The organism is Halomonas meridiana, from assembly GCF_009846525.1.
Lineage (GTDB): Bacteria > Pseudomonadota > Gammaproteobacteria > Pseudomonadales > Halomonadaceae > Vreelandella.
The window spans coordinates 676,028-699,266 of the sequence record NZ_CP024621.1; the positions used below are offsets into that span (position 1 = coordinate 676,028).

Here is a 23,239-nt window from a genome sequence, read left to right on the forward strand (position 1 = left end):
CGAGAGAAAGGGTCGGTCTAACGCGGTTTGGTATAAAAGCCCACCATGCACATCACCAACCCCACCACGGATAGCAGCATGCCGCCATTAACCAGCAGCGGTGAACGCTCGAGCCACGACACGAAGGGCTGTGGTGTGTCGTAGCAAGCCCCCTCCAGGTAGTTCCAGTAGCCGCCATCGAGCTGGCAGGCGCGAACGTCCCCCAACTCCCAAAAGTAAACGCCTAGCAGCACCAGAATCGGCAGCACTAACAGCAGTAAACCCAATCGGATCATGAAAGCCTCGAATGGCCGCTACGGTCGCGGACAGTTAGGAGTACGGCCGCTGTTGCGAGCCTGCTCGTAGGTGGCCAGCGCTTGCTCCATATTGGCTTGCAGGCCTTGAATCCGCTGGCCTTGGCTGGGGTGGGTCGACATCCAGGCAGGAGGCGCACCGCCGCCCGACGCGGCCTGCATGTTTTCCCATAGCGTGACGCTTTCACGCGGGTCGAAGCCCGCTTGCGCCATGAGCTGTAGGCCTATCACATCGGCCTCGCTTTCATGACGGCGGGAGAAAGGTAGCGCAATGCCGTACTCGGCCCCCAAGCCGAGCACACCCATCAACTGCTGGCCTGCCGGTGTCTGCATGCCCGACGTGCTGGAGATCACTGAAAGACCCAATGACGTAGCGCTTTGGGTAGAGGCGCGTTCGTTGGCGTGGCGCGCCAGCACGTGGCCGATTTCATGGCCGACCACCGAGGCGAGCTGGTCCTGGCTGGTGGCGATGTCCAGCATGCCGGTGTTTACACCCATGTAGCCGCCAGGCAGGGCAAAAGCGTTCGGCTGTTCGGACTCAAACACACGAATTTGCCAATCCAGGTCGCGCTGCTCGTTGGGAAGCACGTCGACAATGGCATTAGTGATGCACTGCACGTAACGGTGGCTCGCCTGACCCGCAGTCGGAATGTTTTGCTGATATTCGGCGAAGGCCTGTTGGCCCATCTGATTGAGCTGATCATCGGAGAGCAGCAGCAGCTGTGAACGACCGGTGGGTGACGTCGAGCAAGCGGCGATCGAGGCGCAGAGCGCCGTAACCGCTAATGGGCGAAGCCAACGCATAGACAGTTTCCTTATAGACGAGTAGGGATCCTTGCACACAAGATAACCACTGGCAGTGGTAAATCAACCCTATCATAACGCACTCTGAGGATGACGATGGATGCCGAATTAAGCCAGCGCCTAGCGCGGTTACTCGATCATGTCGACCACTGGCTGCCGCCAGCGCCCACGCCGGTTGCGTGGGAGCATCACGTGGCCGCCATCTGGCAACGCCACCCACTGGGCGGGCGGCTAGTGCCGGTGCCCCCAAGAGACACCATGACGCTGGAGGATCTGCTGGGCATCGAGCGTCAGAAGCAGGCGCTGGTCGATAACACCCGCGCCTTTTTGCAAGGCCTGCCCGCCAACCACGCGCTGCTATGGGGCTCCCGGGGGAGCGGTAAGTCGTCGGTGATACGGGCGTTGCTCAATTCACTCGCCGATGAAGGCTTGAGACTGATCCAGGTCGACCGTCACGACCTGGCAAGCCTGCCGCTGTTGGTAGAACAGCTGCGTCATCAGCCGCACCGCTTCGTGGTGTATTGCGACGATCTGTCGTTTGAAGGCAACGACGATGCCTACAAAGCGCTCAAGAGCGTGCTGGATGGTGCGCTGACCGGGCCGCCGGATAACGTGTTGCTCTATGCCACTTCGAACCGTCGCCATCTGCTGCCGGAGTCGATGGAGGACAACAGCGGCTCACGGCTGGTGGGTGACGAATTACATCACGGCGATGCGGTGGAAGAGAAAATCTCCCTCTCGGATCGTTTCGGCCTGTGGTTAGGCTTTCATCCGTTTAGCCAAGCGGCGTACCTGGAAGTATGCGAACACTGGGTAGGGCGTATCGGCGGAAAACAGGACTGGAATGAGGCTGCGCGGGCGGAAGCGATTCGCTTTGCCACACTGCGCGGCGGGCGAAGCGGCCGGACGGCGTGGCAGTTTGCGGCCCAGTACGTGGGCCGCAAACGGCTGCATGAGCGGGGTGAGTGACGCGCTGGGCAAGCTTTAGCGTTGGGGGATGAGCTGCCCGTCGTCGCCCACGTTCAAGCGAATGGTTGGGGTGAGCAGACCAGCGGGTAGCGTCATGCCCAGGCCGCGCAAATCCCCTGGGGTGATGGCCAGCTCACTGCCCGCAGGCAGCTCCCCTTGGCTGGCGAGTTGGCTCGCCAGCTCTAGCATCGGCGTCATGTGCTGCTGGTCGGCAGCCAGCACATCGAAAGCCACCGGCAGGCGGAGATTGGCATCTTCCCCTGAGGTGAGCGTCACGTTCTGGGCATAGTTGCCCTGTACGGGGTCGACGCCGGGCATGTCCAGCGTCCAGCGAAAGCCAGACATCTCCACCGGGGGCATGCCAGCGGGCAGGCCAAGCCCCATCGCCAGGGTGGCTTGCACCGGCAAGCTTCCAGCACCCAGGCTAGAAGCCAGCAAACTCGATAGATCGCTGGTGTCCAATCCGGCATTGACGCTGTAAGGGCCAATGCGCACGTCCTCGATGCCGAGTGAGGTGACGGCTAAGCGAAAAGCAAACAGTCCCGTTTGGGGCAGTGCCAAGCAGCCGGTCAAGAGAGTCGCCAGCAGTAGTAAAACCAAGCCGCGTCCGCGACGAACAGCGTCGTGCATGTCAGTCCCTCCTAAGAAGGGCAAGAGTGATAGAGCAAGTATCTACAGGGCAGGTGCCGAAAAGCGCCGCTATTTGAGAGCGGGCAGTGGTGTCTGTCAAGCAGATTTGCGGGAGGAGGAGCATTAAAAACGCCCACTGAATCGTCAGTGGGCGTTGAGGTGAGAGATAACGCTTAACGGCGGCTCTTGCGCGCCTCTTTGGTGCGGTTGAGCTCGCGTTTTTTGGCTTTCTCTTTATCGCTGGCGCCCGCCATGTGATCGAACGGGTTATCGCCCGAGCGGAACTCGAAGCGCATCGGCGTGCCGCGCACCTTCAACACTTTGCGGAACGTGTTGGTCAGGTAGCGGCGGTATGCCTCGGGCAGCGAGGCCGTCTGGTTGCCGTGTACCACGATAATCGGCGGATTGCTGCCACCCTGGTGAGCCATACGCAGCTTGATGCGGCGTCCATTCACCATGGGAGGTGGATGCTGGCTGACCGCATCCTGCAGCAGCGTGGTGAGACGGTTGGTCGACCAGTGCGCGTTGGCGGCGTTGAACGCCCGCTCGATGGAGGGGTACAGATCGCCCACCGCCGTACCGTGCAGGGCGGAAATGAAGTGCAGCTCGGCGTAGTCGGCAAAGCCCAGACGGCGCTTGATATCGGCGCGCATCTTCTCTTTGGCTTCGCTCTCCAGCCCGTCCCACTTGTTCACGGCCAGCACCAGCGCACGGCCGGTGGTGAGCACATAATCCAGCAGGTGCAGATCCTGCTCGACCAAGCCGCTGCGGGCATCCAGTACCATGACCGCCACGTGGCTCTCTTTGATCGCATCCAGCGTCTTGATGATCGAGAATTTTTCGGCGATTTCGCGCACGTTCTTGCGCCGCCGAATGCCGGCGGTGTCGATCAGTACGTACGGCTTGCCGTTGCGCTCGAAGGGAATTTCGATGGCATCACGGGTAGTGCCCGCTTCATCGAACACGACCACGCGCTCTTCACCGAGCAGGCGGTTGACCAGCGTGGACTTACCTACGTTGGGGCGGCCGATGACGCCAATGCGAATGCCTTTGGTGCCCGTGTCGGCGGGGATGCTGGCATCCCGCTCAGGGAAAGGTTCGAGGACCGTATCGATCAACAGCGATACGTTGCGGCCATGAGCGGCCGCAATCGGCCAGGGGTCGCCCAAGCCTAGCTTCCAGAAGTCGGCCATGGCCGAGTGCTCTTCCAAGCCGTCGGTCTTGTTGACCACCAGCCAGGTTTTCTTCTGATTGACGCGCAGGTGATTGGCGATCGCTTCATCGGCAACGTTCAGCCCGGCGCGGGCATCGACCAAGAACAGCACGATATCGGCTTCGTCGATGGCCGCGAGGGACTGTTCGGCCATCGCGGCATCGATGCCTTCTTCGTCACCGCTGATACCGCCGGTATCGATGACGGTGTACGCCTTTCCACCCAGCATGCCGTTACCGTATTTACGGTCACGGGTCAGGCCAGGAAAGTCTGCCACCAGCGCATCGCGCGAGCGGGTCAGACGGTTAAACAGCGTCGATTTGCCCACATTGGGGCGACCGACTAATGCAATGACGGGTGTCATGGAGTGACTTCCAGGGTTTCCAGGCGACCATTGTTGGCCTGGACATGAATGGTGCTGCCTTCCGTGACCGGGCGCACGCTAATGCCGGAATCATCGATTCGGGTGCGGCCGACCAGGTTACCATCGCGGGCGTCGATCAGATGGACATAGCCTTCGAAATCGCCCACGACGATACGGCCATCGGCAAAGGCGGGAGCGGTGAGCCAGCGATCTTCGAGATCGTCGTTACGCCAAACTTCCTGACCGCTGTTGGCGTCCAAGGCCACGACGTGGCTGTCGTCGCTGACCACGAACAAGAAGTTGCCCACCAGAATTGGCGTGTGGCGGCTAGAAAGGTTGGTTTCCCACAAGACACCACCACGGGTGGCTTCCAGGGCGACCACACGGCCATTGTAGCTAGTCACGAACAGGCGACCATCGGGGCTGAGAACCGGCTGACCGGACAGGTCCACCAGCCGCTCGACGTCGCTGCGTCCGCGTGGGGTAGCAATCTGCATATCCCACAGAGCTTGGCCGCTGCGGTTATCCAGCGTGGCCAAGCGTCCGTTAGCCAAGCCCACGAAGGTGACCGGATCGATGACCATCGGCGTTCCGGTGCCGCGTAGCGTCAAGGCAGGCTGCGAGCTGGTGTAGACCCAGCGCTCTTCACCGCTGGCGCGATCCAGGGCCGTGATTTGGCCGTCCACGCTCTGAACCAGCAACAATTGCTGGTTGGCCTGTGGGGCCGCCAACACTTCGCTGGAGACCCGCGAGCGCCAAGCAACGCTACCGTCCCGCTGGTCGAGGGCAATCACTTCACCGTTGCGGGTGCCGAGATACACTTGACCGGCAATGGCATTCAGCGCGCTGGAAACCGGGCTATCCAGCTCGATTTCCCACTCACGCTCGCCGCTGTTGGCATCGAACGCGGCGACCAGGCCGTTGGCGTCGGCGGCGAAGACCGTATCGCCCTCACGCGATGGGGCGATGGGGTAGCGGGCGCGGCCAAAGCCATCGCCAACGTGACGATCCCAAACGCTGTCCAGCGATGACGTTGCATCGAAGTTGCGCAGCTCTTTGGGCGTGAAGGCAGGCTCACCTTTGCTGGCACAGCCAGCCAACAGTGCCAACGCCACGGCACCCAGGGTGGTGCGCATTAGATGTTTGGAAAAGAGCGGTTTTGACAGGCTAGTCGTCATCACTGTGTCGCCTCCTCGGCGCCGAGATCGTCAAGCTTGAACTGCACGCCGTACAGCGGCTGGTTCTTCGTTTGGGCGAGTGACTGGGCGGTTTGCCATGCCTCGCGCGCCTGCTCGGGCTGATTTTGCGCGAGGAAGGCATCGCCGCGTACGTTGGCTTGTTGGGCCGCCAGCGCGTCAGAGATGGGCTGATCGAGCAGCGCCAGCGCAGCATCGGGGTTGCCCTGTGCCACTTCGATGCGTGCCAAACGCAGCCAAGCTACGCTTTGTACATAGCGGCGCGAGGAGTTGCTGGCGACGTCCTGCAGCGCCTGCTTGGCGGTGGAAAGATCGTCTTGCTCAACGGCAAGACGAGCCTCCAAGAGCTGTGCCAGTTCGGCATACAGCGTGTTGCCGTAGTCGTCGGTGAGCTCATCGATCAGCGTCTGTGCTGCGCTTAGCTGATCGCCTTCCAAGGTCGTGCCAGCCGTCATATTGATGAGCTGTTGGTAACGGGCAGAGGCGGCTTCCGCCTTGCCTTCTTGATAGTTCTGCCACGCATTCCAACCAAAGACGCCCGCCGCAGCGAGAACGGCACCGGCAATCAGCGAGGTTCCGTTCTCTTTCCACCAGCGTTTGACGACTTCTAGCTGCTCTTCTTCGCTTCTCAGCTCCGCCACGGGCGGCCTCCTGTTCCATAGGTCAGCCGCCAATGCGGCTAACGAGTGTTCATCTGCCCAGTCGGTGCTGGGCAGCGATGTTAGTGAGACGGTACGTTCGACAGTAACTCGCGAAGCGCGTCGGCCAGCTCGGTCTGGGACACTTGCTGCTGCTCGCGATCATCACGCAAAAACTTCAACGTGGCGGTTTGGTGGGCTAGCTCGTCCTCGCCTAGCAAAATCGCCACCGGCGCGGCGCTTTTATCGGCTTTCTTCATCCGGCTTTTGAAGCTGCCGCCGCCGCAGTGCAGCTGCAGGCGTAACGAAGGCAGCGCACTGCGCAGCTGTTCGGCGAGCGTCAGCGCGGCCACGGTGGCGCTGTCATCCATCGGCATCAAGTAAACGTCGCAGCCGCCCAGCGCTTCGTTGGGCACTAGGTCGAGGGTGTCCAGCAGCAGGATCAGGCGTTCGATGCCCATGGCAAAACCCACTGCAGGCGTGGGTTTGCCGCCCAGCTGCTCGACCAGACCGTCGTAGCGGCCGCCAGCGCACACGGTGCCTTGGCTGCCCAGTGCAGTGGTGGTCCACTCGAACACCGTGCGGCAGTAGTAGTCCAGGCCGCGCACCAAACGTGGGTTGACCACGTACGGAATCCCGGAGGCATCCAGCATCGCTTTGAGCTGCTCGAAATGCGCGCGGGACTCGTCGTCCAGGTGATCCATCAGCTGCGGAGCCGCGTCGAGCATCTCGGCCATCTCTGGGTTTTTCGAGTCCAGAATGCGCAGCGGGTTGCTGGTCAGGCGCCGCTTGGAATCGTCATCGAGAATATCGTGGTGCTGCTCGAAGTAAGCCACTAGCTTATCGCGGTAGGCCGCACGGGCGTCAGCCGAGCCTAGCGAGTTCAACTCCAGGGTGACGTGCTCCATCAAGCCCAGCTCTTGCCACAGACGTGCCGAAAGCAAAATGACTTCGGCGTCGATATCCGGGCCTTCGAAGCCGTACGTCTCGACACCCACTTGGTGGAACTGGCGATAGCGTCCTTTCTGGGGGCGCTCGTGACGGAACATCGGCCCCTGGTACCAAAGCCGCTGGGTTTGGTTATGCAGCAAACCGTGTTCCATGGCCGCCCGCACGCAGCTGGCGGTGCCTTCGGGGCGCAGCGTCAGGCTGTCACCGTTGCGGTCGTCGAAGGTGTACATCTCTTTTTCGACGATGTCGGTGACTTCACCAATCGAACGGGCAAACAGCGCCGTCTGCTCCACAATCGGCGTACGCATTTCATCGAAGCCGTAACGGTGCATGAGTTGGCGTACTTTGCCCTCAAAAAATTGCCAGCGAGGGCTGTCGCTGGGCAATAGGTCGTTCATACCACGGATGGCTTGAATCTTTTTAGCGGCGGACTTGCTCAATGAAAACTCCTTATGGGGCGGCAGCACACGAGGCGGGACGCTCACACCGCCTCTTTCAGCCACTGGGACGTTAAACGCTGCGCGCAATCATGTTCTCTTGCTGCTGCTCTTTTTGACGCACTTTGTCGCGGATCAGCTTTTCCAGATCGTCGACGAGGTGGTCATTGCGCAGCTTGCTCGCCGGTTTGCCATCGATATAGACCAGGTTGGCAGGCGAGCCGCCGGTGAGGCCGATATCGGTCTCTTTGGCTTCGCCGGGGCCGTTGACCACACAGCCAATCACCGAAACGTCCAGCGGTGTCATCACGTCTTCCAGACGCTCTTCGAGCTGGTTCATGGTGCTGATGACATCAAAGTTCTGCCGCGAGCAGCTGGGGCAGGCGATAAAGTTAATGCCCTTGGCGCGCAGCTTCAGGCTCTTGAGCATATCGAACCCGACCTTGATCTCTTCCACCGGGTCGGCAGCCAGCGAGACGCGAATGGTATCGCCGATACCGTCCATCAACAGCATGCCTAGGCCAATGGAGGACTTCACTGTGCCCGAACGCAGGCCGCCTGCTTCGGTGATACCCAGGTGCAGCGGCTGCTCGATGCGGGTGGCAAGGTCGCGATAAGCGGCCACCGCCATAAACACATCAGACGCTTTCACGCTGACTTTAAACTCCTGGAAATCGAGGCGGTCCAGGTGGTCAATATGGCGCATGGCGGACTCGACCAGTGCCGCAGGCGTGGGCTCGCCGTACTTCTTCTGCAGATCTTTTTCCAGCGATCCGGCGTTCACCCCGATACGGATTGGAATGCCGTGGTCGCGGGCGGCGCTTACCACCGCGCGTACGCGATCTTCCCGGCCAATGTTGCCGGGGTTGATGCGCAGACAGTCAACGCCCAGCTCGGCCACGCGAAGGGCGATTTTGTAATCGAAATGAATGTCGGCAACGAGTGGGACGGCTACCCGCTGTTTGATTTTGCCGAAGGCTTCAGCGGCGTCCATATCCGGCACCGAGACACGGACGATATCCGCCCCGGCTTTTTCCAACTGCTGGATCTGGCCGACGGTGGCTTCCACGTCCAGCGTGTTGGTGTTGGTCATGCTTTGAACGGAGATCGGCGCATCGCCGCCTACGGCCACATTGCCAACATGAATTTGGCGTGACGGGCGGCGTTTGATCGGAGAAGGGGCGTGCATAAGACGGGTCACTCTCCCAGGGTAAAGCGGGCAACGTTATTGGCACCGGCGCGCTCGGCAAGGTTGACGAGCTCGCCTTGGTAGCGCAGCTCTACACCGGTGGCGTTGCCGACGGTTAAACGAAAAGGCGGCTCGCCCTCAACGCTCGCGGTGGTGCCGGGGGTTTGCAGACCGACAAACACGCGCTGGTTGTTGGCATCGAAAATTTCGGTCCAGGACTGCTCGTTGAACGTCAGCTCGAGCAGGTTGGGGTTGGTCGCCGGGGCGGCCTCGGCGACGGTGTCTTCGGGCGCGTCTGCGTCGGCGGTCGGAGCGTCGGTTTCGGCTTCTGTCACCTGGGCGTCAGGCATTTCTTCGGTGGCCTGTACGCGCTCGTCAGTGTCAGCCACGGGCGCGGTGCTGTCGTCGCTGGAGGCGCTGTCGGTAGACGCGTCGCTGGCTGCATCGCTCGTCAGCTCTTCGGTGACGGCAGGTTCAGGCGTGACCATTGGGGTAGGTTCGGGCGCTGGCTCAGGGGACGGTTCGCTCATGGGGGCGTCGTTCTCTTCCATGGCGGGGGAGGCGCCGATGCTCGGCGGCTCGCTGCCGCCGCGGCTCTGCCACCAGGCCACCGTCACGGCAATCAACCCGACGATCACCAGCAGCGTGACCAGTTTGAACAGCCACGCGCCGACCTTGGAGGGGGGCTTGGTGACAGCGACCGGCGTGACTTTGCGTTCCGCGTCGCTGGTGCCGTGGCGGGCTTGATAAGCGTCGAGCACCACGCGGTCATCCATGCCCAGGTATTTGGCATAGGCACGCAAATAGCCGCGACGATAAGCGGCAACGGGAATCTCTTCGTAATTATCACGCTCCAGGCCATCCACCACGGCCGGGCGCAGATTGAGGGCGCGGGCGGCATCCGCCAGCGGGACGCCGAGCGATTCGCGTTGACGAGAGAGCAACTCACCAGGGGTTGCCGTGCTGTGGGCCGTAGTAACGCTATCGTGTAACTGTGTGTCGCTCATAGCTGAGCATCCTTCAATAATGTGGTGATCAGGGCGGCAATCAGTTGTTTAGCAAGCGCTGGTAGTCGGCAGCCGCGGCGTCGTCACCGCGGGCGAGGGCGACATCGATCGCCATTTCCAGTGCCGCTGGGTCTGGGCCCGCTAGCTGCAAATAGTTCTGCAGCGGTGCCCAGGCCTGATCATAATTGCCCTGCGAAACTTCCAGTTCGGCTAACATTAAATACCCGCGTGGGTTGCGCGGGTCGATGCTTTGCGCGCGTTGCAAACGTTCGCGCGCTTTATCCAATTCGTCGATGGCCAAATAACACTGGCCCAGGTTGGTAAAGAGCTGGGCGCGATTGGCATATTGGGCATCCTGGGATGCCATTTCTAACTGTTCGCAGGCTTTGGAAAACTCGGCCTGCTGATACAAAAACGCCGCGTAGTTGTTACGCGCGCGGGTGAACGATGGCTCGGCATCCAGCGCCTGCTGGAAGTAGCGATTGGCCAGCTCGCTCTCCCCCTGCTGTTGGTAGACCAGCGCAAGCGCTTGAAGTGCCTCCGCATGACGCGGGTTCAACTCCAGGGCACGGTCGAGGGCATTCAGTGCGCGTGGCAGGTTATCACGCTCTAGGTAGGCGACGCCAAGCTGGGTATAGGCATCTACCGCATCGGGATTGGCATCAGTACGGACCCCCTGGCCAGAGGTGGCACAGCCCGCCAGCAGCAGGCTGCCAGCAAGCACGGACAGCATGGGCATCCTGATGGAGGTAATGCGCCTGCGGTGACCGATCATCTACGCCCTCTTGAGTCGAAACGGTTGAGCCAGTGCCGTACTGCGGACGCTTGGCGAGCGCCCGGCAAAAAACGTGTCCATCAAAGCGCTGTGTCGGTTGGAAGTCAAGACAGCAGCGGTTAGTCAGCGTCGAGCTGCACGGACTGAATGTAGCGTGCGCTGCGCTTGGTACGGTCTTTCACACGGCCTACCAGCTGACCACAGGCGGCATCGATGTCGTCACCGCGGGTGGTCCGCACGGTGGCGTTGTACTCTAGATCGTACAGCCACTGTTGAAAGCGCATCACTTGGTTACGTGAAGGCTTCTCATAACCTGAATTCGGGAACGGGTTAAACGGAATCAGGTTGATTTTGCACGGCAGTTCTTTAAGCAGCGCGGCGAGCTGCTCAGCGTGCTTCTGCTGATCGTTGACGTCTTTGATCAGCGTGTACTCGATGGTGACCTGACGGTTATCGGGACACTTGGCCAGATAGCGGTGGCAGGCATCCAGCAGCGCACGGATGTTGTACTTACGGTTGATCGGCACCAGTTCGTTGCGCAGCTCATCGGTGGAGGCGTGCAGCGAAATGGCAAGGCTCACATCCAGTTCGTCGCCTAGTTTGTCCATCATCGGCACGACGCCAGAGGTGGAGAGCGTGACGCGACGTTTGGAGAGCCCGTAGCCGTTATCGTCGAGCATCAGCTTCATGGCAGGCACGACGTTATCGAAATTGAGCAGCGGTTCGCCCATCCCCATCATGACCACGTTGGTCACCGGGCGGTTGGCGGTATCACGGCGCGGGCCCACGCTGCGTTGGGCGACCCACACCTGGCCGATGATCTCGGCGGCGGTCAAGTTACGCTGGAACCCCTGCTTGCCAGTCGAACAGAAGCTGCAGTCCAGCGAGCAGCCCACCTGGGAAGAGACGCATAGCGTGCGCCGCTTTCCGTTCTCGGCCGGAATCAGGACCGTCTCGACGTAGCTGCCATCTTCCACCTCTAACACCCATTTACGGGTACCGTCGCTGGACGTGCCTTCGTAGACAACCCCTGGGCCGCGAATTTCAGCGACTTGGGCGAGCTTGTCGCGCAGCGGCTTCGACAGGTTGGTCATCGCCGTAAAGTCGTCGATACCCTCCTGGTGAATCCACTTCATGACCTGCGTGGCGCGAAACTTCTTTTCGCCGATCGACAAAAAGAACGCTTCCATCTGCTCGCGGGAGAGACCCAGCAGGTTCTGGCGAGCGGGAGACGCGTGTTCGGTCGTCGCGCTATCGGGCGTTGTGTGAGTGGCAGGCGTATGTTGAGCTACGGTGGTGGTCATGGCGGTCAGCGTTCAGAAAGAGGCGGGGGCAGAGCCCCCGCGAAAATGGCCGGCAACGAAGGTTGAAACGGCGGCGCTTGGTTTAGCGCGGGCAGATTTCGTCGTTACCGAAGAAGTAGCTAATTTCGCGCTCGGCGCTTTCCGGAGAATCAGAGCCATGGACAGCGTTGGCATCGATTGTTTCCGCAAAGTCGGCGCGGATGGTGCCCGGAGCGGCTTCTTTCGGGTTGGTGGCACCCATCAGCTCACGGTTTTTCGCGATGGCGCCTTCGCCTTCCAGTACCTGTACGACGACCGGACCAGAGGTCATGAAGCCAACCAGGTCTTTGAAGAAGGGACGCTCTTTGTGCTCGGCGTAGAAACCGCCTGCCTTCTCTTCAGAGAGGTGCAGCATTTTGGCGGCTACGACTTGCAGGCCGGCTTTTTCAAAGCGAGCGATGATGTCGCCAATGGCATTTTTTGCAACGGCATCGGGCTTGATGATGGAAAGAGTACGTTCAGTCGCCATGCAGAAATCTCCTTAAAAGGGATAAAGCAGAAATTGCCGCCCCGGAAAGCCGGGGCGGCGCAGGAAAAAAGTGGTCGGCTAGGGCCGTCGGTGGCAGCGGCTGCCGAGTGGCCGCGATTATAGCGCCTCCCGGTGGGGATGAATACCGGTGATGTGCGCAACCGTCCTGGCGGGTGGTTTAGACCGTGAAGCTTTCACCGCAGCCGCACTGATCTTTGACATTGGGGTTGTTGAAGCGGAAAAAGCGGTTCAAGCCTTCGTTGACGTAATCCACTTCGCTGCCGTCCAGCATCTCTACCGCGTCTGGCGCGACGTACACGCTGGCACCGTGAGCTTCGAAGCGCACGTCGTCCGCTTGGGCTTCGTCGGCGAAGTCCAGTACGTAGCTGTAACCCGAGCAGCCGCTGGGTTTGACCGATACCCGAAGGCCCAGGCCTTGGCCGCGCTCGTCGAGTACGCGATGGATCTGTTCAGCCGCTGCGGGGGTAATGTTCAGTGTTGCCATGGAGCGTTCTCCTTTGAGAAGTCGTTAGCCGTGCGTCAGGAGAGCGTCAGCCGCCTAACGTGCGTTGGCACGTAAGCCGCTCACCGCGTGGCGCAGTAAGGTTAGTGCGTGGTCGATCTCGGCCGCTTGGGTAAAGCGCCCAACGCTGATACGTAGCGACGAGAGCGCCAGCCGACGGGGCGTGCCAATGCCCAATAGAACATAAGAGGGGTCGACGCTGGCCGAGTTGCAGGCCGAGCCGGTGGATACCGCGACGTCCCGCAGTGCCATCAACAGCGCCTCGCCATCGACACCTTCGAAGGCCAGATTGACGATGTTGGGAACGACGTTCTCGGATGGCGAGTTGGGAACGACGCCCTCCAGATCGGCCAAGCCACTTAACAAGCGCTCGCGTAGCGCGGTGATGCGCGCTTGGTCATCGTCCTGCTGCTGCTGCATGACGGCAAAGGCTTCCCCCATCCCGGCGATCTGATGGGTGGGCAGCGTGCCGGAACGCATGCCGCGCTCATGCCCGCCGCCATGAATCAGCGCTTCGATGCGAATGTCTGGGTGGCGCTTCACGTACAGCGCGCCAACACCCTTGGGGCCGTAGGCTTTATGGCCCGAGAGCGACATCAAATCGATGTGCTGGGCGATGACGTCGAGCGGCACTCGTCCTACCGCTTGCGCGGCATCGGTATGAAAGGCCGCGCCAAAGTCATGGGCGACGTCTGCCAAAGCGGCAATGTCATTGATGCTGCCCAGTTCGTTATTCACCGTCATGAGCGATACCAGCGCCGTATCGTCGCGCATGGCGGCGCGCAGCTGCTCGGGCGTCACGCGCCCGTCGCGGCCGGGGGGCAGCCAAGTGACCTCGAAGCCTTCACTCTCCAGCGCCTTGGCGGTATCCACCACGGCTTTATGCTCGATGGTGGAGGTGACAAGGTGCATGCCACGTTCGCGGTTGGCGCGCATGAAGCCAATCAGCGCGAGGTTGTTGGCTTCGGTGGCACCGCTGGTCCACACGATTTCACGCGGGTCGGCGCCGATCATGTCGGCCACTTGGCGGCGCGCCTGCTCGACCACTTGTTCGGCTTGCCAGCCCAGCATATGGCTACGGGAGGCGGGATTGGCGAAGAGTTGGTCGACCGTGAGGTAACGCTGCATGACCTCGGCCACGCGATCATCGACCGGCGTCGTGGCGGCATAATCGAGATAAATGGGCAGCGAGGGAGTAGCAGTCATCGTCATGGGTTCCAGCGTGCAGTAAAGGCCGTCAAGGAGAGGAGGCGAGGATGCCCGCCTCGACCCGCTGTTTTTGACGGGTAGCGATGCGGATGACATCCGGGCGCTGTATCAGTTGCGCCAGGGTAATATCGTCGAGAAAACTGCGGATTTGCCCGGATAGCTCGCACCATAAATGGTGTGTCAAACAGGTATCGCCCTGCTGGCAATCGGATAGCCCCTGGCAGCGAGTCGCGTCGACGGTTTCATTGACCGCATCGATCACTTGGGACACGCTGATCGCCTCGGGCGCTTTGGCCAACAGGTAGCCGCCACCCGGCCCGCGCACGCTGCTGACCAATCCCGCCCGGCGCAGTCTGGCAAACAGTTGCTCCAGGTAGGAGAGTGAAATCTCCTGGCGCTGGGAGATGTCCCCCAGACTGGTGGGGCCGCTGGGGGCGTTGATCGCCAAATCCAGCATGGCGGTAACGGCGTAACGGCCTTTTGTGGTCAAGCGCATGACAGGTACCTCGTCGCTGAGCGTTCAGCGCACTGGCAGCAAATGTTGCGCCATTATGGAAATCCTGAGTGCTTTGGTCAACTATTGCGGGAAGCGCTGTCCTCCGCCGCTGTATCGCTACGCTCCTGGGCGGCGCGGCCAAGCCCGGGGCAACCGGTGTCGTTTTCCTCCAGAATATCGGCAAAGTCTTCATCCCGCAGGGCGGGGAGCTGGCCGTCGCGGTAGTTGGCGTCCAGTTTGCGCAGCGTCGAGCACATGCGTTCGATACGCTCGTCCACGGCGTGCATGTGATCGAGCATGGCCTGCATCGAGCGCGCCACGGGGTCGGGCATATCTTGGCTAACGCCATAAGCATCGAAGCCAAATTTCTGGCAGATGGCTTCACGGCGGGCCGGGTCGACGTCCAGCGCTTCTTCCACATCCGGGTCGGCGCGTTTGACGATTTTGCCGGGAATGCCCACAACGGTGGCGCCCGCTGGCACTTCTTTGGTGACCACCGCGTTAGAACCGATCTTGGCCCCGGCACCCACGGTAAATGGCCCCAATATTTTGGCCCCAGCACCGACGATGACGCCATCTTCCAGCGTAGGGTGGCGCTTGCCTTTGTTCCAGCTAGTGCCGCCTAGCGTCACGCCTTGATAGAGCGTGACGTTATCGCCCACTCGGGCGGTTTCGCCAATCACCACGCCCATGCCGTGGTCGATGAAAAAGCGTCGCCCGATGGTCGCGCCCGGGTGAATTTCGATGCCGGTCAGCCAGCGGGAGAAGGTCGATAGCGTCCGTGCCAACCATTTGAAGTTCTTATTCCATAGCCAATGGCTGCAACGGTGCAGCAGTAAGGCGTGCAGGCCAGGATAGTTGGTCAGCACCTCAAGAAAGTTACGTGCCGCAGGGTCGCGGTCGAAAACGCTATTGATGTCTTCACGCAGGCGTTGAAACATGGGTGATCCTTGGGCGATAGGGGAGGCGGCAGCAATACGGTATTGGAATTGGTTGAGTGCAAAGCGGCAATCGATAAGGCGATGTTGGGGCGCGTCGATGTAACTTCAAGTTTAGGCCATGGCCGCTTTGCTGGCGCCATTTGCGACGAGGGCGCCGTGACGGGTTAGTCGAGTTTGTCGCGACTCTCTTTATTCACACGCTGCGTCTCGCTATATTGGGCGGCTTTTTCAGTCGCCGAAAGAATGCCGCGTAGAATGTTCATTTCCATCTTTTCGGGCCGTGACCGCAGGTAGAGGCGGCGCAAGCGTGCCATGAGCTGGCGCGGCTGTGCAGGATCGTGAAACTCGATGGCGATCAGCGTGCGCTCTAGGTGCTCGAAGTAGCGCTCGAGTTCTTCGTGGGTCGCCCGCTCGTCATTGTCATCCGCCATCTGGGGGGCATCGGCCTGGCTAAGCCATGCCATACGGCACTCATACGCCACCACTTGCACCGCGGCGGCAAGGTTCAGCGAGCTAAATTCCGCGTTGGTGGGAATATGCACGTGGGCGTGGCAGCGCTGCAGTTCGGCGTTGGTCAGTCCACTATCTTCACGGCCAAATACCAGCGCCACGCGGGCGTTGTCGGCTTGGCACTCGCCCGGCAGGCGCTCGGCCAGCTCCCGAGGCGAGATCATCGGCCAGGGCAGCGTGCGCGAGCGAGCGCTGGCGCCCACTGCCAGGGTGCAGTCGGCCACGGCATCTTCCAGTGTGGCGTGCACCGTGGCTTGGTGCAGTAGGTGGTCGGCACCGGAGGCGCGGGAAATGCTGTCTTGGGTGATCACGTCGCAGCGAGGCGCGACCAAGGCGAGATCCGCCAAGCCCATGTTGTGCATGGCGCGTGCCACGCCGCCAATGTTGCCAGGGTGGCTGGTGCCAATTAGAACGATTCGGATGCGCTCAAGCATAGTAAGCCCGCTTCAAATGCGTAAAACGCGCAGTTTAGCATGAGTCGATGGCATGCCCGAGGGGGCTCTGTTAGAATTGCCCGCCAAAAGGCGTATGGCGCCTGACCCGTTCTTTAACATCACTGTGACAAGGCCCGATCATGAATCCGATGGTCCAATTTACGCTGCGCGCTGCGCGCGGCGCCGTTGAGCACTTTTTACGCGTTCGCGAACGCATCGAAAACGCCCATGAAGAATTCAACCTCGACCGCTTGCTAGAAGACACGGCACGCAAAGCCGAGGCGACCATCGTTCAGCAGCTGCAGCGCGGCTATCCGCAGCACGGCTTCACCGGCCGCTACACGCCCCATAAAGCGGGCGAAGGCGAAGGAGAAGATATCGTGTGGAAAATCGAACCGCTGCACGGCTACTCCAACCTGGCGGTAGCCGGTAAGGGCTTTGCACTCTCAGTGGTGTGTCTCGTTAAAGGTCGCCCCGAGCACGCGGTGGTGATCTCTCCTTTTGGTGATGACGAATATATCGCCAGCCGTGGCCGTGGCGCTCAGCACAACGACAAGCGCATGCGCGTGAGCAAGCCCACCGCGATTCCTGCGACCCGCATGGCGATGAGCCTGCCGGAAACTTGGCTGCGTCCGAGCCATCTCCCTGCGTATCTGACCATTACCCAACAGCTCGCCCCGCAGGTAGAGTCGCTGCTGGCGACGGGCAGTGGTTTGCTGGATATGTGCGAACTGGCCGCTGGCCGTGTCGACAGCGTCTTCGTCCTGGGGCTCGAAGAGCAGGACATGCAGGTCGGGACGCTACTGTTGAAAGAAGCCGGCGCGCTGATGGGTACCCCGGACGGCAAGCCGAGCGTGAATGCCGAAGGCCAATTGATGGCCGCTGGCCCGCGTCTCTACAAAGCATTGATCAAGCAGCTGGCGCCGCACTTTTAATCACTGGCGGCGCGGTCGCGCTGCGTGGTGAGTAGTGAGTAGTCAATAAAATGGTAGTAAAAAGGCCCTGCCGGGTAATCCCGGCAGGGCCTTTTCGTTGGCTGCTTTTGAGTGCTTACGGCAGCTCTTCTTCCTCTTCATCCACCTCTTTCTTAGCGGGAATGAGATCTTCCCGAGAGAGCTTCAGCGGAATCAGCAGGGCACCGGAGATATAGATAGACGAGAACGTGCCCACCACGATGCCTACCAGCAGAGCGATGGCGAAGTTTTCGATCATGTCACCGCCCAGCAGCAGCAGCGCCAGCAGCACCAGCACGGTGGTGCCTGACGTGGCCAGCGTACGCGACAGCGTGGCGTTGATCGCTTCGTTGAAGATTTGCGACATATCGTCGATACGCGACGTGCGAATCGTCTCGCGGATGCGGTCATACACGACGATGGTGTCGTTCAGCGAGTAGCCGATGACTGCCAGGATCGCGGCCAGTACCGTGAGGTCGAAGTCGAGCTGGAACACGGCGAAGACGCCTACCACGATGATGACATCGTGCAGCAGAGCCAGCAGGGCGCCGAGGGCGAACTTGTACTGAAAGCGGAAGGCCACGTAGAGCATGACCACGCCCAGGGCCACGAGCAGCCCCAGGCCGCTCTGATCGCGTAGCTGGTCGCCTACCTGGGCGCCCACGAACTCGGCGCGAACCAGATTGACGCTATCGCCGTTGCCCCGCAGCAGATTGACGACTTCGTTACCCACATCGCCGTCGAAGGCTTGCTGTAGGCGAATCAAGACTTCGGTCGACGCGCCAAAGGTTTGCACCGACACATCTTGGAAGCCGCTGTCTTCCAGCAGTTGACGAATGGCGTCCAGAGACGGTGCGGCGCCGTAGCGGACTTCCACCAGGGTACCGCCGGTAAAGTCCAAGCCCAGGTTGAGCTGCTGGAACACGATGGCACCAATCGAGACGATCAACATCACGGCGGAGACGATGAACGCTAGGTTGCGCCGCCCCATGAAGTCGATGCGCAGTTGGGATAGGGGTTTCATGACCACCTCTTAAATTCTGTGCTGAGCGCGTGTTGTGATCTCATCGATATCAGATCCACAGCTTTTTGACGGGCTTGCCACCATAGGCCAGATTGACCATGGCACGCGTCACCATCAGCGCAGTGAACATCGACGTCAGGATGCCGATCGATAGCGTGACGGCAAAGCCTTTCACGGGCCCGGTGCCAATCGAGAATAGAATCACCGCCACCAGCAGGGTGGTGATGTTGGCATCCACGATCGATGTGAACGCCCGCTCGTAGCCCGCGTAAATGGCCTGCTGAATCGACATGCCGTTGCGCAGCTCTTCACGTATCCGCTCGAAGATCAGCACGTTGGCGTCCACCGCCATGCCTAGCGTCAGGACGATACCGGCAATGCCGGGCAGGGTGAGCGTCGCCCCCAGCATCGACATCACGGCCACCAGCAGTGTCAAGTTGAGCGCCAGCGCGATGTTGGCAAACACGCCGAACACCTTGTAACGCACCAGCATGAACAGCACGACCAGCAGCAAGCCGATCTGAACCGATAGCAGGCCGCGTTCGATGTTTTCAGCGCCCAGGCTGGGCCCGATGGTACGCTCCTGAACGAAGTAGATCGGCGCAGCGAGCGAGCCTGAACGCAGCAGCAGCGCTAGCTCGGCGGCTTCGGTAGGGGAGTCGAGGCCAGTAATCCGGAAGCTGTTACCCAGTGCGCTCTGAATGGTCGCTAGGCTAATCAAGCCGCGTTCGGTGTAGGGATCCCGAACGATGGTCTCTTCGCCGGTTTCAGGGTCGACCTCGATGCGATCTTCGCTCTTGTGCTCGATGAACAGCACCGCCATGTTGCGGCCAATGTTGGTGCGCGTAGCGCGGTTCATCAGCGTACCGCCGGTGCCATCCAGGTTGATGTTGACCTGGGGGCGACCGTTCTCGTCGAAGCTGTTGCTGGCGCTGGAGACGCTGTCACCAGTAATGATCACATCCCGCATCAGCTCCGCTGAGCGGGCCGGGTCGTTACGAAACTCGAAGCGTTCGGTTTCGGCATCCGGCGTATCGTTGCGCGCTTCTAGACGAAACTCGAGGTTGGCCGTCGCGCCCACGATCCGCTTGGCGGCCACGGTGTCCTGTACGCCGGGTAGCTCGACCACGATTTGGCTCGGCCCTTGGCGCTGTACCATGGGCTCGGCCACGCCCAGCTCGTTCACGCGGTTGCGCAGCGTGGTCAAGTTCTGGTTGATGGCGTAGTCCTGGATTTCGTTGACCGTGACATCGCTCAGCGTCATGACCAGGCTCGAAGCGCGGCCATCCCCTTCGTTGGTGTACTCGAAGTTGGGGAAGTCGCGGCTGATCAAGCGGCGGGCGTCGTCGCGGTCTTCGGCGCTGGCGAAGTCGATCGATAGCGAGCGTTCGTCGATGGTGGTGTTGCGGTAGCGAATACGCTCACTACGCAGCAGTTCGCGCATGGCGCTGGCGTTCACTTCGAGGCGCTGGGTCAGCGCGGCGTCCATATCCACTTCCAGCAGGAAGTGAACGCCGCCGCGTAAATCGAGGCCCAGCGTCATCGGAGAGGCCGAAAAGGCTTGCAGCCAGCCAGGGGTGGCATCGGCAAGGTTGAGTGCAACGGTCGCGTTGGGACCCAGCACGTCTGCGGCGATGTCCCGCGCGTCGAGCTGGTCATCGTCGCTTTGCAAGCGAATCAGCCACTGGCCATTGGTCTCTTCGACGGCCTTGACAGCGATGTCGCGCTCGCTGAGCGCTTCTTCAACGCGGGTGATTTGCCGTTCATCCAGCGCGTCGCCTTGGGCATCGCTCACCTGAATGGCGGGATCTGCGGGGAATAGATTGGGAAGCGAGTAGATAAGGCCAACCACCAGGACGACCAGTATCAGCAGATACTTCCACAGGGGGTAACGGTTGAGCATGCAAGCCCTGCCTTCAATTACAAACGGAATCGCTGTGCACAGACAGGCTGCGCACAGCAACGTTCACCATCGACGCTACCATGTCACCCCTGCCGGGGTGGCTGGCACTGGGTCGGCAGGGGGGAGTGCAAGCGTTAGATGGACTTAATGGTGCCTTTAGGCAGTACGGCGGCCACGGCGTTTTTCTGCACGTTGACTTCGGTACCTTCAGAGACTTCCAGTGTCAGGAACTCGTCGCTGACTTTGGTCACGCGGCCAACCAGACCGCCGCCGATGACGACTTCATCGCCCTTGGCAAGGCTAGAGACCAGCTGCTTGTGCTGCTTGGCGCGCTTGGCTTGCGGACGCCACAGCAGGAAGTAGAAGATCAGCACGAAACCGACCAGCATGACGATTTGCGCGATGCCACCGCCAGCAGCGGCTTCTTGGGCATGGGCTGGTGAGATGAAGAAATCCAGCATTGCAGGGAACTCCTGGGTTAGAACACTCAATGGGTGAGTGAGTTACGCCACCCGCAGCGACGGGCGGCCATAAAGGGATTAGGTAGTAGCGCCCGCAAGGGGTGGCACCGGGAGGCCGCGCCTTGCATAGAAGCTTTCCACAAAGGTCGTCAATGTACCCGCTTCGATTGCCGCGCGCAAATCAGCCATCACCCGCTGGTAGTAGCGTAAGTTATGGATCGTATTGAGCATGGAGCCCAGCATTTCGTTGCAACGATCCAAGTGGTGCAAGTAGCCACGGGAGAAGTTCTGGCAGGTATGGCAATCGCACTCTTCATCCAGCGGGCGGGTGTCGAAGCGGTGCTTGGCGTTGCGAATCTTGACGGTGCCTTCGGAGGTGAACAGGTGGCCGTTACGCGCGTTACGCGTGGGCATCACGCAGTCGAACATATCCACACCGCGACGCACGCCTTCGACGAGATCTTCCGGCTTGCCCACGCCCATGAGGTAGCGCGGGGTGTCGTCCGGCATCCAAGTGGGCAGGTAGTCGAGCACCTTGATCATCTCTTCTTTGGGTTCGCCCACGGAGAGGCCGCCGATGGCGAGACCGTCGAAACCAATCTCAAGTAGCCCCTTGAGCGAGCGCTCACGCAGCTCAGGGTGCATGCCACCCTGAATAATGCCGAACAGCGCCGAGGGCGAATCGCCATGGGCGTCGCGGGAGCGCTTGGCCCAGCGCAGCGACAGCTCCATGGATTTTTCGGCCTCTTCGAACGTGGCCGGGTAGGGCGTGCACTCGTCAAAGATCATCACCACGTCAGAGCCCAGCGAGCGCTGCACCGCCATGGACTCTTCCGGTCCCATGAACACTTTGCTGCCATCCACCGGCGAGCGGAAATGCACGCCCTGCTCGGTGATTTTGCGCATTTCACCCAGCGAGAACACTTGGAAGCCGCCGGAGTCGGTGAGGATTGGCTTATCCCACTGGGCAAAGTCGTGCAAGTCGCCGTGGGCTTCGATCACATCGGTGCCGGGGCGCAGCCAAAGGTGGAAGGTATTGCCAAGAATGATCTCTGCGCCGATCTCTTTGACCGACTCGGGCGTCATGCCCTTGACCGTACCGTAGGTGCCTACGGGCATAAAGGCAGGGGTTTCCACCGTGCCACGGGGAAGTGCAGGCGGCCACGGCGCGCGCGGCCATCTTCGGCTAGGCGCTCGAAGCGCATAAAACATTCGTTTCGCATCACAATAACTCGTTAATTAGCGGGTAAGCAGCATGGCGTCGCCATAGCTAAAAAAGGCGTAACGCTCTTCGACCGCCGTACGGTAAGCCTGCATGATGTGCTCATAGCCCGCGAACGCCGACACCAGCATCAATAGGGTGGATTCGGGCAAGTGGAAGTTGGTGATCAGTGCATCCACGCAGCGCCACTCGTAACCGGGATAAATGAAGATATCGGTGTCGCCGCTGAAGGGCGCAATCTGGCCATCGCTGCTCTTCATACAGGCGCTCTCCAGGCAGCGAACGCTCGTCGTCCCCACGGCAATCACGCGCTTGCCAGCGGCTTGCGTCTCGCGAATTTGCTGGCAGGTGGCCTCGGTGACCTCGATCCACTCGCTGTGCATGTGGTGTTCGAGGATGTTATCCACCCGCACCGGCTGGAAGGTGCCTGCGCCGACGTGCAGTGTCACGAAAGCACTGTTGATGCCTTTCTCGGCCAAAGCATCCAGCAGCGGCTGATCGAAGTGCAGCCCCGCGGTCGGTGCTGCGACGGCCCCGTCCCGGCGAGCGTAGACGGTTTGGTAGCGCTCGCGGTCACTTAGCTCGTCTTCCCGAGTGATATAAGGGGGCAGCGGCATGTGGCCGTGCTTTTCCAGCAGCGCGATCATCGGCGTCTCGCCTAAAAAGCGCAGTTCGAACAGTGCATCGCGGCGGCCTTCCACCACGGCATGAATGTCGCCTTCGAAAATCAGCTCGGTGCCCGGCTTGGGCGACTTGCTAGAACGAATGTGCGCCAGCCCTCGGTGGCTATCCAGCGGACGCTCCAGCAGCATTTCCACCTTGCCGCCGCTGGCCTTGTGGCCGTGCAGGCGAGCGGGAATCACTCGCGTGTCGTTGAACACCAACAGGTCGCCCGGTTCTAGCAGGTCTAACAGGTCGGGAAAGCGGCGATGGTCCAGCGCACCGCTTTGTCCATCCACACACAGTAAACGGCAATCGCTGCGCTGTTCGGACGGATAGCGGGCAATTAGCTCATCGGGTAGCTCGAAATGGAAATCCGCACGCTGCATGTGAAGAAGCTCTTTTCAGTGGTCAAACAAGCCGCCTAGGATAGCGCTTTAGGTGGATAAAGTCAGTCGATGTGATTGACCTAGTGGGTTATCTACGTATAATGCGCATCCATTGCCGGTGTGGCGGAATTGGTAGACGCAGCGGATTCAAAATCCGCCGCCTTTACGGGTGTGCCAGTTCGAGTCTGGCCACCGGCACCAAATTCAAGGGCCTAGCGTTTATCGCTAGGCCCTTT

Annotated in this window: 23 protein-coding genes, 1 tRNA gene and 1 pseudogene; 3 read left to right on the forward strand and 22 right to left on the reverse strand. The window is 60.7% G+C overall.

The window, feature by feature from the left end; genetic code table 11:
* Nucleotides 1-17: 17 nt before the first annotated feature.
* Nucleotides 18-275 carry a hypothetical protein gene (locus tag CTT34_RS03375; protein ID WP_159341178.1) on the reverse strand — a complete coding sequence of 86 codons (258 nt, stop codon included), beginning with the start codon at nt 273-275 and terminating at the stop codon, nt 18-20.
* A gap of 18 nt (nt 276-293) precedes the next feature.
* Nucleotides 294-1,097 (reverse strand): M48 family metallopeptidase, encoded by an 804-nt coding sequence (locus CTT34_RS03380; protein WP_159341179.1) that lies wholly within the window; start codon nt 1,095-1,097, stop codon nt 294-296.
* Between the two features lie 96 nt (nt 1,098-1,193).
* Here CTT34_RS03380 and CTT34_RS03385 point away from each other — a divergent pair, with 96 nt between their 5' ends.
* On the forward strand, nt 1,194-2,066 hold the full coding sequence (locus tag CTT34_RS03385; RefSeq protein WP_159341180.1) for an ATP-binding protein: 873 nt from the start codon (nt 1,194-1,196) through the stop codon (nt 2,064-2,066).
* Between the two features lie 15 nt (nt 2,067-2,081).
* On the opposite strand, the gene CTT34_RS03390 is transcribed toward CTT34_RS03385, so the two are convergent.
* From CTT34_RS03390 to trmJ, 15 genes are all read right to left on the reverse strand, one after another.
* On the reverse strand, nt 2,082-2,696 hold the full coding sequence (locus tag CTT34_RS03390; RefSeq protein WP_159341181.1) for a hypothetical protein: 615 nt from the start codon (nt 2,694-2,696) through the stop codon (nt 2,082-2,084).
* 173 nt (nt 2,697-2,869) lie between these two features.
* Complete coding sequence (der, locus tag CTT34_RS03395) at nt 2,870-4,273, reverse strand: ribosome biogenesis GTPase Der (RefSeq protein WP_159341182.1); 1,404 nt, start codon at nt 4,271-4,273, stop codon at nt 2,870-2,872.
* Complete coding sequence (gene bamB, locus CTT34_RS03400) at nt 4,270-5,451, reverse strand: outer membrane protein assembly factor BamB (protein WP_159341183.1); 1,182 nt, start codon at nt 5,449-5,451, stop codon at nt 4,270-4,272. The genes der and bamB overlap by 4 nt, the downstream gene beginning before the upstream one ends.
* The gene (locus CTT34_RS03405) at nt 5,451-6,110 is read right to left on the reverse strand and encodes a YfgM family protein (RefSeq protein WP_159341184.1); all 660 of its coding nucleotides are present in this window, start codon (nt 6,108-6,110) and stop codon (nt 5,451-5,453) included. The genes bamB and CTT34_RS03405 overlap by 1 nt, the downstream gene beginning before the upstream one ends.
* 80 nt (nt 6,111-6,190) lie before the next feature.
* Nucleotides 6,191-7,498 (reverse strand): histidine--tRNA ligase, encoded by a 1,308-nt coding sequence (hisS, locus tag CTT34_RS03410; protein WP_159341185.1) that lies wholly within the window; start codon nt 7,496-7,498, stop codon nt 6,191-6,193.
* Between the two features lie 70 nt (nt 7,499-7,568).
* Complete coding sequence (gene ispG / locus CTT34_RS03415; RefSeq protein WP_159341186.1) at nt 7,569-8,684, reverse strand: flavodoxin-dependent (E)-4-hydroxy-3-methylbut-2-enyl-diphosphate synthase; 1,116 nt, start codon at nt 8,682-8,684, stop codon at nt 7,569-7,571.
* A gap of 8 nt (nt 8,685-8,692) precedes the next feature.
* The gene (locus CTT34_RS03420; RefSeq protein ID WP_159341187.1) at nt 8,693-9,691 is read right to left on the reverse strand and encodes a RodZ domain-containing protein; all 999 of its coding nucleotides are present in this window, start codon (nt 9,689-9,691) and stop codon (nt 8,693-8,695) included.
* 40 nt (nt 9,692-9,731) lie between these two features.
* Nucleotides 9,732-10,466: a type IV pilus biogenesis/stability protein PilW gene (gene pilW / locus CTT34_RS03425; RefSeq protein WP_159341188.1), complete on the reverse strand. Its 735-nt coding sequence runs from the start codon at nt 10,464-10,466 to the stop codon at nt 9,732-9,734.
* A 119-nt stretch (nt 10,467-10,585) separates the two neighbouring features.
* A complete protein-coding gene (gene rlmN / locus CTT34_RS03430; protein WP_159341189.1) occupies nt 10,586-11,770 on the reverse strand; it encodes a dual-specificity RNA methyltransferase RlmN in 1,185 nt (394 codons plus the stop codon).
* Between the two features lie 82 nt (nt 11,771-11,852).
* Complete coding sequence (gene ndk / locus CTT34_RS03435; protein WP_159341190.1) at nt 11,853-12,278, reverse strand: nucleoside-diphosphate kinase; 426 nt, start codon at nt 12,276-12,278, stop codon at nt 11,853-11,855.
* Between the two features lie 178 nt (nt 12,279-12,456).
* Nucleotides 12,457-12,783 (reverse strand): HesB/IscA family protein, encoded by a 327-nt coding sequence (locus CTT34_RS03440; RefSeq protein WP_159341191.1) that lies wholly within the window; start codon nt 12,781-12,783, stop codon nt 12,457-12,459.
* A 54-nt stretch (nt 12,784-12,837) separates the two neighbouring features.
* Nucleotides 12,838-14,007, reverse strand: coding sequence for an aminotransferase class V-fold PLP-dependent enzyme (locus tag CTT34_RS03445; protein WP_159341192.1), 1,170 nt, complete (start codon nt 14,005-14,007; stop codon nt 12,838-12,840).
* A 31-nt stretch (nt 14,008-14,038) separates the two neighbouring features.
* Nucleotides 14,039-14,506, reverse strand: coding sequence for a Fe-S cluster assembly transcriptional regulator IscR (gene iscR, locus CTT34_RS03450; RefSeq protein ID WP_159341193.1), 468 nt, complete (start codon nt 14,504-14,506; stop codon nt 14,039-14,041).
* A 77-nt stretch (nt 14,507-14,583) separates the two neighbouring features.
* Nucleotides 14,584-15,447, reverse strand: a complete 864-nt coding sequence (gene cysE, locus CTT34_RS03455) for a serine O-acetyltransferase (protein WP_159341194.1) — start codon at nt 15,445-15,447, stop codon at nt 14,584-14,586.
* A gap of 164 nt (nt 15,448-15,611) precedes the next feature.
* Complete coding sequence (gene trmJ, locus CTT34_RS03460; RefSeq protein WP_159341195.1) at nt 15,612-16,391, reverse strand: tRNA (cytosine(32)/uridine(32)-2'-O)-methyltransferase TrmJ; 780 nt, start codon at nt 16,389-16,391, stop codon at nt 15,612-15,614.
* A gap of 140 nt (nt 16,392-16,531) precedes the next feature.
* Between trmJ and CTT34_RS03465 the strand changes: the two genes are divergently transcribed.
* Nucleotides 16,532-17,326, forward strand: a complete 795-nt coding sequence (locus tag CTT34_RS03465; RefSeq protein WP_159341196.1) for an inositol monophosphatase family protein — start codon at nt 16,532-16,534, stop codon at nt 17,324-17,326.
* Between the two features lie 115 nt (nt 17,327-17,441).
* Here CTT34_RS03465 and secF read toward each other — a convergent pair whose 3' ends face one another.
* From secF to queA, 5 genes and pseudogenes are all read right to left on the reverse strand, one after another.
* Nucleotides 17,442-18,368 carry a protein translocase subunit SecF gene (gene secF, locus CTT34_RS03470; RefSeq protein WP_159341197.1) on the reverse strand — a complete coding sequence of 309 codons (927 nt, stop codon included), beginning with the start codon at nt 18,366-18,368 and terminating at the stop codon, nt 17,442-17,444.
* A 49-nt stretch (nt 18,369-18,417) separates the two neighbouring features.
* Nucleotides 18,418-20,271, reverse strand: a complete 1,854-nt coding sequence (gene secD / locus CTT34_RS03475) for a protein translocase subunit SecD (protein ID WP_159341198.1) — start codon at nt 20,269-20,271, stop codon at nt 18,418-18,420.
* Nucleotides 20,272-20,405: 134 nt separating this feature from the next.
* Nucleotides 20,406-20,732, reverse strand: a complete 327-nt coding sequence (gene yajC / locus CTT34_RS03480; protein WP_159341199.1) for a preprotein translocase subunit YajC — start codon at nt 20,730-20,732, stop codon at nt 20,406-20,408.
* A 78-nt stretch (nt 20,733-20,810) separates the two neighbouring features.
* A pseudogene (gene tgt, locus CTT34_RS03485) lies at nt 20,811-21,937 on the reverse strand (tRNA guanosine(34) transglycosylase Tgt).
* Nucleotides 21,938-21,971: 34 nt separating this feature from the next.
* The gene (gene queA / locus CTT34_RS03490; RefSeq protein WP_159341200.1) at nt 21,972-23,003 is read right to left on the reverse strand and encodes a tRNA preQ1(34) S-adenosylmethionine ribosyltransferase-isomerase QueA; all 1,032 of its coding nucleotides are present in this window, start codon (nt 23,001-23,003) and stop codon (nt 21,972-21,974) included.
* A gap of 114 nt (nt 23,004-23,117) precedes the next feature.
* Here queA and CTT34_RS03495 point away from each other — a divergent pair.
* Nucleotides 23,118-23,204 (forward strand) — tRNA-Leu (locus tag CTT34_RS03495).
* The last annotated feature ends 35 nt before the right edge of the window (nt 23,205-23,239 follow it).